12 protein-coding genes and 1 other RNA gene are annotated in these 12513 nt (G+C 34.5%); 4 read left to right on the forward strand and 9 right to left on the reverse strand.

What is annotated here, in order from left to right:
• Positions 1–148 precede the first annotated feature (148 nt).
• Positions 149–538, forward strand: coding sequence for a bacillithiol system redox-active protein YtxJ (gene ytxJ, locus ES677_RS00960; RefSeq protein WP_148368630.1), 390 nt, complete (start codon positions 149–151; stop codon positions 536–538).
• A gap of 157 nt (positions 539–695) precedes the next feature.
• Positions 696–1670 carry a bile acid:sodium symporter family protein gene (locus ES677_RS00965; protein ID WP_148380157.1) on the forward strand — a complete coding sequence of 325 codons (975 nt, stop codon included), beginning with the start codon at positions 696–698 and terminating at the stop codon, positions 1668–1670.
• A gap of 164 nt (positions 1671–1834) precedes the next feature.
• On the opposite strand, the gene fahA is transcribed toward ES677_RS00965, so the two are convergent.
• Complete coding sequence (gene fahA / locus ES677_RS00970) at positions 1835–3127, reverse strand: fumarylacetoacetase (RefSeq protein WP_148368628.1); 1293 nt, start codon at positions 3125–3127, stop codon at positions 1835–1837.
• A 201-nt stretch (positions 3128–3328) separates the two neighbouring features.
• Here fahA and glyA point away from each other — a divergent pair, with 201 nt between their 5' ends.
• Complete coding sequence (glyA, locus tag ES677_RS00975) at positions 3329–4603, forward strand: serine hydroxymethyltransferase (protein ID WP_148368627.1); 1275 nt, start codon at positions 3329–3331, stop codon at positions 4601–4603.
• Between the two features lie 81 nt (positions 4604–4684).
• Here glyA and ES677_RS00980 read toward each other — a convergent pair whose 3' ends face one another.
• The 8 genes from ES677_RS00980 to ES677_RS01015 form a co-directional block, all read right to left on the reverse strand.
• Positions 4685–5101, reverse strand: a complete 417-nt coding sequence (locus tag ES677_RS00980; RefSeq protein ID WP_148368626.1) for a hypothetical protein — start codon at positions 5099–5101, stop codon at positions 4685–4687.
• A gap of 135 nt (positions 5102–5236) precedes the next feature.
• The gene (locus tag ES677_RS00985) at positions 5237–5725 is read right to left on the reverse strand and encodes a hypothetical protein (protein ID WP_148380158.1); all 489 of its coding nucleotides are present in this window, start codon (positions 5723–5725) and stop codon (positions 5237–5239) included.
• Between the two features lie 76 nt (positions 5726–5801).
• Positions 5802–6104: a hypothetical protein gene (locus ES677_RS00990; RefSeq protein WP_148368624.1), complete on the reverse strand. Its 303-nt coding sequence runs from the start codon at positions 6102–6104 to the stop codon at positions 5802–5804.
• A gap of 21 nt (positions 6105–6125) precedes the next feature.
• Positions 6126–7199: a cytochrome d ubiquinol oxidase subunit II gene (cydB, locus tag ES677_RS00995; protein ID WP_148368623.1), complete on the reverse strand. Its 1074-nt coding sequence runs from the start codon at positions 7197–7199 to the stop codon at positions 6126–6128.
• A 2-nt stretch (positions 7200–7201) separates the two neighbouring features.
• Complete coding sequence (locus ES677_RS01000) at positions 7202–8533, reverse strand: cytochrome ubiquinol oxidase subunit I (protein ID WP_148380159.1); 1332 nt, start codon at positions 8531–8533, stop codon at positions 7202–7204.
• A 302-nt stretch (positions 8534–8835) separates the two neighbouring features.
• Complete coding sequence (locus tag ES677_RS01005; protein WP_148380160.1) at positions 8836–10389, reverse strand: hypothetical protein; 1554 nt, start codon at positions 10387–10389, stop codon at positions 8836–8838.
• 81 nt (positions 10390–10470) lie between these two features.
• The gene (locus tag ES677_RS01010) at positions 10471–10860 is read right to left on the reverse strand and encodes an acyl-CoA thioesterase (protein WP_148368620.1); all 390 of its coding nucleotides are present in this window, start codon (positions 10858–10860) and stop codon (positions 10471–10473) included.
• A gap of 406 nt (positions 10861–11266) precedes the next feature.
• A complete protein-coding gene (locus tag ES677_RS01015; protein ID WP_148380161.1) occupies positions 11267–12298 on the reverse strand; it encodes a glutaminyl-peptide cyclotransferase in 1032 nt (343 codons plus the stop codon).
• An 87-nt stretch (positions 12299–12385) separates the two neighbouring features.
• Between ES677_RS01015 and ffs the strand changes: the two genes are divergently transcribed.
• Positions 12386–12484, forward strand: an RNA gene (gene ffs, locus ES677_RS01020) — signal recognition particle sRNA small type.
• The last annotated feature ends 29 nt before the right edge of the window (positions 12485–12513 follow it).

Consider the following 12513-nt stretch of genomic DNA (forward strand, 5'->3'; position numbering starts at 1 on the left):
CCAAATAATAGCGAACGACAAAATGTCTGTTATTACGAATATCGACGTGACTTTTTGTCAGGCTGTAAGGTTATATTAAAGATACGACTTATACGATGAGCGTACAAATAAAATCAGTGATTACTGATTGCTAAATACAAAAAATATTATGGGATTTATAAATAAGTTGTTTGGAGGTTCTAGTGAGCCCAAAGAAGAAAAAGTGCTGCCGTGGTTGCTATTAACTTCGGAGTCGCAATTAGAAACGATTGAAGAGCGTTCTAAAACAAAAACGCAAGTCGTTTTTAAACACTCTACACGATGTGGTATTAGTAGTATGGCAATGAATCAGTTTGTATCGAATTACGAACTCACTGCTGAAGATTTAGATTTATACTATCTCGATTTACTAAATTTTAAATCGGTGTCTAATGAAGTGGGCTATAAATTTCAAGTGCTTCACGAGTCACCGCAATTATTAGTCATTAAAAATGGAGTAGTAGTAGCACACGAAAGTCACGGTGCTATTAATGCTTTAGATTTAAACCGTTTTATATAAAGAAACAAGTGTTTTTCAAAGTGTTTTTTAATTATATAACTTCACGGTTGCTATTATCTCTTTAATTTCAAGTGAATTTCGCGTGTAATTTTAACGTTAAACTAAGACGTTTTGTATCTTCGGGCTATTATTTAGTATACCTAGAAATCAAGCATTTATGAAGGTTAAGATTGATAGATTCGTTGTGTCTATTGTAGTTGTAATATTTATAGCTTACTTTTTTCCACAATGGGGAATAGAAAGCAGCATAATTCCTATCGATACGATTAGTGCGATAGGAATTTCTCTTATATTCTTTTTCTACGGACTTAAATTGAGTCCGACGAAGTTAAAAGAAGGGATTAAAAACTGGAAGCTACACCTTTTGGTCCAGGGTTCTACATTTTTAGTTTTTCCGTTGTTAGTTTTAATTTTTAGGCCACTTATTCAAAATCAAGAGCAAGAAACGATGTGGTTGGCGTTCTTTTTCTTAGCCGCGCTGCCATCGACAGTATCATCGTCTGTTGTTATGGTTTCTATGGCAAAAGGAAATGTTCCAGCTGCGATTTTTAACGCGAGTATATCCGGGATTATCGGTATTGCGATTACACCACTTTGGATGGGGTTATTTATAAACGATACCCAAACGCATTATGATTTTACTTCTATTTACATCAAGCTCATAGTTCAAATACTTCTGCCTGTTGTTTTGGGCTTACTCTTACAGCGCTACACTAATAATTTTGCTCATAAACATAGTACTAAACTCACCCTTTTTGATAAGTCTATCATTCTATTAATTATTTATAAAAGCTTTGCGGAGTCTTTCTATAAAAACATTTTTAGCGCTGTGTCGCTATTAGATTTAGGTGTGCTTTTTATAGGTGTACTAGTACTCTTTTTAATCGTGTTCTTAGTCACCGGGTTTACGGCAAGAAAATTAAACTTAAATAAAGAAGATCAAATTACGGTACAATTTTGTGGTACTAAGAAATCGTTGGTGCACGGCACGGTATTTTCTAAAATTATATTTGGTAATATGGCAACCGTAGGTATTATCTTATTGCCGCTTATGCTGTTTCACGCGTCACAACTATTAATAATAAGTATTATCGCTAGTAAACTTGCTAAGCGGGAACGTTTTGAGGAATAATGTGTTGTAATTTGAAATGTAATTTGTGGTCTTCTGTTGGAGCTAAATTTAATCTAAAATCTAATTACTGCTTTTGCAGTGACATAAATACTTATAGCAAGGAACAAAAAAAACAGCCTCTTAAATTTAAGAGGCTGTTTTTATATGTATTTATACTATTTTTATTACTTGTTTTTCTTCGCATTAAAAACAGGTAATAATTTTGTTTTTACTTCTCCAAATCCAATACGTGTTCCATCTTTTTCACAGTAACCTCTCATAATAACCGTATCGTTATCATTTATAAATTTACGCTCGGTACCGTCATTCATTGTAAGTGGTTTTTCACCTCTCCAACTTAATTCTAACATCGATCCGTAAGAATCTGGAGTTGGGCCAGAAATGGTTCCACTACCCATCATATCTCCCGAGTTTATTGGGCAACCATTTATAGTGTGGTGCGCTAGTTGTTGCGCCATAGACCAATACATATATTTAAAGTTAGATTTACTTATCACCGTTTCTTTAGCTTTTTCAGGCTGAAGTGCCACTTCCAAGTTAATATCAAAACCTTTTTTTCCTTTTTGTTGTAAGTATTCCAATTGCTTTTTTAAAGGTTTAGGGCCTTGTATTCTGTAAGGTTCTAAAGCATCTAATGTAACAATCCAAGGAGAAATAGACGAGGCGAAACTTTTCGCTAAGAAAGGCCCTAGTGGCACGTATTCCCATTTTTGAATATCTCTAGCACTCCAATCGTTAAATAAAACTAATCCGAAGATGTATTCTTCCGCTTCATCAATAGGAATAGGTTCTCCTAAATCGTTAGCATCGGTAGTAATAAACGCCATTTCTAATTCAAAATCTACTAATTTTGAAGGTCCGAAAACAGGTTCGTTCGCTCCGGCCGGTAATGTTTGACCTTGTGGTCTGTGCACATCAATTCCCGATGGAATGATAGACGAACTTCTACCGTGGTAGCCTACCGGAATATGTAACCAGTTGGGTAGTAAAGCATTCTCTGGATCTCTAAAAAGAGTTCCCACATTTGTTGCGTGCTCTATGCTCGAGTAGAAATCTGTGTAATCACCAATTTGAACCGGTAATTGCATTTCGATTTCATCCAATCTAAAAAGAACAGTTTCTTTATGTTGTATGTTGTTTTTTAGCGTTCCATTTTCGTTATCAAAAATGTCCGCAATTCTATTTCTTACTAAACGCCAAGTTTTACGACCGTCGGCAATAAAATCGTTTAAAGTATCTTGAAGAAAAATATCATCGGTTAATGGTATTCCTTCAAAATAACCTAATTGGTGTAAAGCTCCCAAATCTATAGCTGTATCACCAATTCGAGTTCCAATAGTTATTATATCGTCCCTAGTAAGAAAAACTCCAAAAGGAATGTTTTGAATGGGGAAATCTGAATTTTTATCGACGTGAAGCCAAGATTTTCTATCAGGGTTATTTGCAGTTATTGACATGTTAAGGGTGTAATTTTAAAGTTTGTAAATCATTCCAAACCTACATATTTTTTTTATTTTACAAGAATAAAATCGAAAAAAACGAGATTGAAATTAATCATTTGTTAAAATAGTTACGTTTAGGAGTAAATATATGTTTTTTCAAGTTTATAACTAATCAATTTCTTATTTTTGGTTCTTATTTAACACTAACAAAATATTATGCAAAGGGACGAACAAATATTTGAATTAATTGATGCTGAAAAAGAAAGACAGCTTAACGGTTTAGAGCTAATAGCCTCAGAAAACTTTGTAAGTGATCAAGTTATGGAAGCAGCAGGTTCTGTTTTAACCAATAAATATGCAGAGGGCTATCCTGGAAAAAGGTATTATGGCGGGTGTGAAATTGTAGATGAGGTAGAGCAGATTGCGATAGATAGAGCTAAAACGTTATTTGGCGCAGCGTATGCTAACGTGCAACCACACTCTGGAAGTCAGGCAAACACGGCTGTTTACCACGCGTGTTTAAGTGTTGGAGATAAAATTTTAGGATTCGATTTATCTCACGGAGGTCACCTAACACACGGTTCGCCAGTAAATTTTTCTGGTAGATTGTACAACCCTGTGTTTTATGGTGTCGATAAAGAAACGGGATTAATAGATTACGATAAAATTCAAGAAATTGCAACCAAGGAGCAGCCAAAGTTAATTATTGCTGGCGCTTCAGCGTATTCTAGAGATATGGATTTTGAGCGTTTTCGTAAAATTGCAGATAGTGTCAATGCTATTTTATTAGCCGATGTATCGCACCCTGCCGGATTAATTGCAAAAGGTATTTTAAACGATCCAATTCCGCATTGTCATATTGTTACAACAACAACACATAAAACATTAAGAGGTCCAAGAGGTGGGTTAATATTAATGGGGAAAGATTTTGAAAACCCGTTTGGCTTAAAATTGAAAAACGGAAACTTACGTATGATGTCTTCTCTTCTCGACTCTGGTGTTTTTCCAGGAAATCAAGGCGGGCCTTTAGAGCACATTATTGCGGCTAAAGCAATTGCTTTTGGAGAAGCGTTAACCGATGAGTTTTTAACGTATATGCTTCAAGTGAAGAAAAATGCTGCGGCAATGGCCGACGCATTTATGAAAAAAGAATATGGTATTATTTCTGGTGGAACAGATAACCATATGATGTTAATAGATCTGCGCAATAAAAATATTACCGGTAAAGACGCCGAGAAAGCACTAGTGAAAGCTGACATTACTGTGAATAAAAATATGGTGCCTTTCGACGATAAGTCGCCATTTGTAACGTCTGGAATTAGAATAGGAACTGCCGCTATTACAACTCGTGGATTAAAAGAAGAAGATATGAGTGGTATTGTAGCGCTTATTGATGAAGTTATTACAAATTACGAAAATGAAGAGGTATTAGAAAAAATAGCAGGAAAAGTAAATGCAATGATGAGTGACTTACCGTTATTTAAAATGTAAATACTGTTTAATAGTTTTATAAAAACCTGTATGAAATCATACAGGTTTTTTTGTTTAACTTTAAAAAACACTATTAATACATTACTTTTTTGATATTTTCTGAGCTAATTGACCACCTAACCATGCCATCGGAATGTATGCTAAAAGCAAATCGGCGGTGATAAACCAAAGAGGACCAGTTATCATAAAATTAATCATAATTCCGCCCAGTAAAAAGAACACTCCTATAATATAAGCAAACTTCATTTTATTATTTGTCGCCATACTATAAGCGATTATCGCGCCGACAAAAGTCCCTAAAGCGTGTGCTAAAAACGGAAATATAAAATAATTAGTCCCTAATGTTGGCATAACTTTCGATAAGGCATTCATGTTGTTTATATCAATATTTGGAATAGGATAAATAGAATGTCCGACTTGTATTAAAGCCATATTAATAATACTGCCGCCAATCCATCCTAAAATAATGGCAAGAATATTTTTTATAGTAGAGTTCATAATGTCGTTTTTATAGTTGTTTATCAACTAAAATAAAGGTAAAAATAGATTTCAGGTGATTTATTATTTATTAAAATGCTGTGTTTTCGCCACTTTTCTTAAATTAGAAACACTAAAGTGTTCAAAAGATATAGACTAAATAAGCTTCATCTTTTTTGCCTTTTCAATCACCTCTTGCATTTCTTCTTCTTTTTGAGTCCCTATTCCAATCTTTTTTCCATTTTTAAGTGCAATCGCTACTCCTTTATTTCCTCTAGTATTGTACACGGTGCCATAGGCTGTATTCCATCTAATTCCCCATCCACCAACAAACCCATAATTAACGACTTCAGCAGTTTTAATATCTTTCCAATCAATCTCTTTTTTTACAAACGGAATGTAATTCATTTGTATGCCTTTCGAATTAATTTCTGTTTTTAAAGTAAGCCATAGAAACACGCCGATAGTAGCAAATATAAAAATAGAGTAGAGGATTAATCCAACATCAGAGAGTGGGGCATCTCCTAAAGGTTCTTTTTTAATAAGTTGTGTGTAAATCCCAATAAGCGGGCTAATTCCAATAGCTATTAAAATAAGCCACAACCACCACTGTGTAAATTTCTGCGTTTCTTTAAATGTTAACATAATATATGTTTTATAGTGCCCTAAAATAAACATTTAATATTAAGTGTGAAATAGAATAGAATAGCACCATCAAGATTTATTTAGGTTTTTCGAGTTTGTTTTTTAAGTAATGCATTACAAAAACAGCGAGCGCCCCGCCTAAAAAGGAAACAACACAATTAATTGCGAATAATGGTAGTGAAACGGTGTCTATAATTACAATAGTTTGAGGATTAAAGCCTAAGCGTCCAAAACTTTTAATTAATAAAATACTCCCAAAAACTCCTGCAATTGTATTACCTATAAAACCAAAAGAGCGATTTTTATAGCGTATTGCAATACCATTTGCACCAAGGATGCCAAATACAATACTAATTAGTGAGATTAAGGTTGCTGTCATAATAAAGGGGTTTACTATTAATTAATGACCATAATCCATGGTGTCCACTTTGCCTCTCATCAATCTTTTTTGAACTATAAAATAGATTAATAATAGAATCAAGCCTACAATTCCCCAACCCATTGCTACGGACAAGCCATACTGTGCTGCTGAGGTGTTATAAATCGTTAACGACTCGTGAACGCTATTAGTAGATGGTAAAATAACGGGGAATAACGAGGCTAAAGACGAGGTGATTCCGCCTAAAATTATAAGTGTTGAAAAGACAAGTGGACTGTTATCATTTTTAAATTTTGAAATGAAAAATGTACCAACGACCCCCACTATAAAAAGCAACGGAAAAATTAACAGATAAGGTTTTTCTGAGAAATTATTAAATGAATCGGGGTTGATGGTTTTCCAGCTAATTAACGAGACAATCGTTAACAATAAAAGTACCCCGTTTAAACGTACGGCTATTGTTTTTAGTTTCTGATTAATCGATGAATTGGTTTTTAAAACAATCCAGTTTGCTCCGTGTATAGCCAAAGTAACAACACTTATAAAACCAATAATTAGCGTAAACCAATCGATAACTCCCGGGTGTGTGGTTAGTGGGCTAAAACTAGAATCCCATAGCGGTAAGAAAAAATAGTGCGCTTCGTAAATAGAGGAGCCATCTTCAAAACCACCTAAATTTACACCTCTTACAATATTACCTAAGGCAATTCCGAAGAATAAAGCCAAAAGTAGACTGGAAACACCAAAAGAAGTATCCCAAATATCTTTCCACATTTGGAAATTAAACTGACTTCTAAACTCTAAACCAATCGCCCGAAAAATAATGAGCCATAATACCAAAATCAATGGCAAATAGAACCCACTAAACACCGAGGCGTAAAATGTGGGGAATGCCATAAACAGTAAACCTCCGGCAGCCACAAGCCAGACTTCATTCGAGTCCCAATACAAACCGGCAGATTTGGCTATAACCTCTTTATCTTTATCCTTTTTGGCGTAAAATAAATGAATAATTCCTGCTCCAAAATCGTAACCATCTAAGATGAAAAAGACGACTAAAACAAGTGCAATAATAATAAACCAGAATAATTCCATAATTAATGAGTTTGAGATTTTGGACCTTGGTGAATCGTTTTACCAACCAATACTAAAAATAAAAGTCCGAGTAGCATATAAAGCGCGACAAAACCCAGTAAAGTAAATAATGTATTTCCTGAAGACACGTTTGGAGACACCCCTTCGCTAGTTCTAAGTAGTCCATAAACTAAGTAGGGTTGGCGACCTAGTTCGGCGGTGTACCAGCCCGTTAAATTTGCGATATACGGAAAGGGAACCATAAACATAATGGCCCACAGTAAAGCTTTCATTCCGTATAATCTTTTCTTCCATAAAAAGAATGCCGATAGAACCATTAATCCAATAAAAATAGTACCTAAACCAACCATAATATGATACGAGTAATACAAGGCAGGAATATTATCTGGTAATTCCTCTTCTTTAAATTGGTCCATTCCTGCGATTTGTCGGTCCCATTCCTGGTACGTTAAAAAGCTAAGAATGTTGGGCACTGCAATTTTATTGTCCAATTTCTTTTCGATCATATTTGGCTGACCGATTAATATAATTTCAGCTCCAGCGTCTTCAGTCTCAAAAATTCCTTCCATAGCCGCAAACGCTGCAGGTTGATATTTTACAACGTTTTTAGCATTCCAATCTCCCGTTGGAAACGCCACTAAAACACTAGATATTAAGCCGAAAACGACCCCTGTTTTTAAAAATAATTTACCAAACTCTGTGTTTTTATCTCTTAAAATGTAAAACGCGCCAATGGCAGCCACTACAAAAGAAGAGGTAACGACCGATGCTAATTGGTTGTGTAAAAAGGCAGGAAGTAGCCAAGGATTTGTAAATAACTCAGAAAAATTATTAAGTACAAATTTCCCGTTTTCCAGTATTTCGTAACCCACAGGATGTTGCATCCACGCGTTGGTGGCTAAAATAAACCAGCCACTTGCCCAGGAGCCTACAAAGACTAAAAAAGCAGTTAAAAAATGAAGCTTTTGGCCTAGTCGTTTTTCACCGAAAATAAAAAGGACTAAAAACGAAGATTCTAAGAAAAATGAAAACAAACCTTCCATTGCCAAGGTTTGTCCGATGATACCACCGGTAAGCTCGGAGAACTTTGCCCAATTGGTACCAAACTGAAATTCCATTGGGATTCCTGTAACTACCCCCATCGTAAAGTTGATGGCAAAAATTTTCATAAAAAATTTAGCGGCGTCATTATATTTCTCTACTTTATCACGTAAATAGCGCCATTTAAAATAGACTATCATTAACGAAAGACCCATAGTTAATTGGGGAAAAATGTAATGGAAAGTGATTGTGAATGCAAATTGAAGTCTATCGTAAAAGATCATATCTTCCATAGCGCAGAATAAATTGAGAGTTTAATTTTTAATTGCGTTTTAAAAAATAATGCAGTGAAAAATAAAACAAAGAATAGCTAATTGATTAGCGTATTAAAGGTTTTTAATGGATCGTCGCACTGAAATTATAAAATTTAAAAAAATATTTTACAATTTTATTTACTAATTTTTTAAAACGTTTTAACGAAGGTAATCAATAGTAATCTGTCTGAATGTAACTGCTGTTACTTATCGGAAAATTATCTTAGTTTTTTAAGGAATGTCGCGAACGCAAATTAAAAGTAATTCAAAAAAAATAAGCTTTAAAAAGTAGTCTGTTGGTAGGCACCACTATCTGGAGATGCCGTTCTGTTCGTTCCAGAAAGATCTAACGGCACTTGATTGGCAAAAAAGGAATTGCCTATGCCATTTGCCGCCGAGTCCTCACTAATATTAAAATCGTTTTCAGTTACATTTTTAAATTTTGGTGATTGGTTAAACAGATTGCCTTCGTAATGTGTTGCATCGTTAAAATCGTAATTCGATCCCGTATAACTGTTATTTGCATTCTCAAAACGCAATAGTGAATTGGTGAATTTGAAGTTAAAATCTACTGAAGCATCAAAAATTTCATCGACTAAAAACTCAGGGTTATCATTTCCATAAACAATACAGTTGTTAAAATTGGCCTCGGTTAGATTATAAACTAAAGCTGTGTTTGAAGCGTCTACAACGAAATTATTAATTAGAAGTGCAGGAAATTGCCTAAAACTATTGGTCCAATAATTGGTAATAGTAGAATGTGTAAAATTATATTTTCCTCCTTGGGTTAAGGCTAATGACACTTGTCCAGAATTATTAATCACGAGATTCTCTCCTGAAATAGACGTGTTTCTCGCTAATACACCATAGTTACTAGAATTGTATATTTTGGTGTTACTTATCGTTAGTTTATTATTGGATGCATCGGGATTGCCGTCTACAATAAGAGCTACTCCAGCATTTTTTATGGTTGCATAATTAATACTATTATTTACGCTATTTTGAAATAACCAAATGGCGCCCCATTGTCCAGGAATATCAGAAAAACCAGGTTCTAAACGATCGCCTTCAAAAATCACTTCGTTTTCTAATAGAGTAGGGTCGGTACTTAAATCGCCATTCACTTGGAGCGCTGCGTTTTCAGACACTAGCAACCCAGAATTAGCGTGGAAATGTACTCGAGCGCCGGGGTTAACGGTTAGCGTTTCTCCGTTTGGTACAGCGGCATACCCGTAAATTACGTATGGTTTTTCGTTGGTGAAAGTTAATTCATCCGCTAATAATTCGCGCCCTTGAATATCGGTAGCTATAGATTCTCCATTGACATTTAAAGTTAAGGTTTCAACGATTCCTGTAGCACCATCACGATTAGGATAGATAAAAACGGCATCTTTTACCAAGGTTACTAAATTTACACTTTGTTGATTAATCCCCGAATCGAATTCAATGTTGTCCGTGTATAGAAAGGCGTTATTAGTTACCGGATTTGTAGTGGTGTTGTACGTCGTTTCAACAAAAATAAATAGACTGTCTTTAGCTAAAATTTCAACATTATAAAACGCTTTTCCTGCGGCTCCATCTACATTTAAACGGTAGCCAGAAGATTCTCCACGACTTAAACTCACTGAAGGAATTGTAATATCCTCATTACTACGGTTATAAACTTTTAGATTGTAAGTACTAGAGCCAATATTTGCAAATATGGTATCTAGATATACGGTGTCTTTAGAAAACTCTAACTGTCCTGAGCTAGGTTCGAATTCGAAATCTTTCCGGCAAGAACTCCACAGTAAAAGAAATGCAAAACAAGCGATAAAATATAAAGTACTTTTCATAGGTGCAAAAATAGAATGGCATTGGTTGTAAACGACTAAAATATAACTTTTGAAATACTAATTTAGTATAGAAAAGCCTTTTTAATTAAATAATTCTTCAATCTCTGGCGTAATGCGCGTAGGTCGTTGCGTTAATGCATTCATAAAACACCATTTGGTTTTAGATTGGGCAACGAGTTCTTTAGTTTCTGTATTATACATATCTACAGCACGCAGAGATGTAATAGAACTGGACTCGATAATATAGGTTTTAACGGTTATGGTATCGTTTAAAACCGCCGCTTTTTTATAGTCGATAGTGTGCGACATCAACACCCAGAAATATTTGTTTTTTATGTGCTGTGACGCTACTTTTTCCCAATGTGCTTTTGCGATATCGTTTACCCATTGCACATAAACAACGTTGTTTACGTGATTAAGATCGTCTAAGTAGTTAGCAGTAACTGTGATATCGTATTCTAAGGCTTTCATAATTTTTAAATTAGCAGACTAAGATACTGTTTATTCCTGTTTTTTGAAAGATTTAATACTTTAGAATAGTACCGTATCTAATTATTGTTGTCCGATAAATGACACGAGATTACTGCACTTCTGATGTCAAGAATCAAGAACCAAGATTTCATTCTAACTATTAACCAAACAAGAAAGCTTAAAAAGAAAAAAACGCCACTATTTCTTTAAAACGATTAGCCAAAAAGCACGCGTTATTATAAACAATTAGTGAACTTCTTTATTTTGACACAGATTATGCCTCTTAAACTATTTTAAATCGGATACTAATGATTACTAATAGATTTTTTTAAGACTATCCCGTATTGTTCATTTTTATCGCGATTAAATTGTCGTTAATGTCTCTCTGCTTTTTAAAAGGTAAAGGCTACTTTTCGATTATTTTAACCTCAAATAGTTTATCCCATCGTTTACCAGTAACAAAGATAGTTTGGGTTTCTGGGTTATAGGCAATACCATTTAAAACATCTAAACCTTGATGCTGAGTCACTAATTTTTTCAATGGAGAAAAATCGATAACGGCTTCCGTTGCTCCGTTTTCTGGATTAATAATTACTACACCATCTTTTTGATAAATGTTAGCATAAATTTTTCCATTAATCCACTCTAATTCATTCAAACGGCCAATTTTACCTTTATTAGTAAAAACCTGTATGTTATCTTCTTCAACCAAAGTCTCTGGATTTAAAAGCCAGATATGCGACGTGCCATCACTTTTGTATAGCGTTGTGTTGTCATTACATAAGCCCCATCCTTCTTTACTTTCGCCATATTTAAAACTGCTTTTGCGTTCTAATGTTTCGGCATCGTAAACAAAACCAGTGCCTTCTAACCACGTTAATAAAAACACATTGTTATTTAAAACGGTAAGTCCTTCACCAAAATATTTCTTAGAAAGATGCACATTCTTTGTTACGTTTCCAGTGGCGTAATCTAAGGTTCTAAGTTTAGATTCTCCATATTGTCCGGTACTTTCATAAAGCGTACCGTTATAAAACTCTAAACCTTGTGTGTACGATGTAATATCGTGGGGATACGAATTTATAATTTCGTAAGTCATTACTTTTGGCGCGACGTTATTCAATAGAGATAGTTTTTGCGACACCGTTTCCGTGTCGCCATTGTAAGTAACAATGGCTTCTAAGTTATGTTCACCTAATTTAAAGTCGCTTATTAGTGTTTTTGCTTCAATTGGGGTGCCGTCTAAAGTATAAGCGACCGAAGTCACTGCGATATTTTTAGCATTTTTAAGCGTCAATTCTAAGGTGTTTCCTATTTGAATGGCGTTATTTTCGGTATTTGTTTGAATAGAAAAATTATTTTTTTGAGAAGAACTGCCACTACAAGCGACAAATAAACTGCCTAAAAATATGATTGTAAGTACTTTAAATGTTTTCATTTTTGGTTTAATATTTTTAGCAAGATATTTATTAAAATTCAGTTTAAAAAATGATTGTAAAAGTATTAAAAGATTGTATCTTTGCACCGGCAAGTCCTACACAACTAGCTCCTGTTGAATCCTCCAGGTCGGGAACGAAGCAAAGGTAAATGGTCGTAGCAGTGTGATGTAGGGAGCTTGCCTTTTTTTGTGCCCAAAAGTCTCGTAATATTCTT

The organism is Bizionia gelidisalsuginis (assembly GCF_008086185.1).
GTDB lineage: Bacteria > Bacteroidota > Bacteroidia > Flavobacteriales > Flavobacteriaceae > Bizionia > Bizionia saleffrena.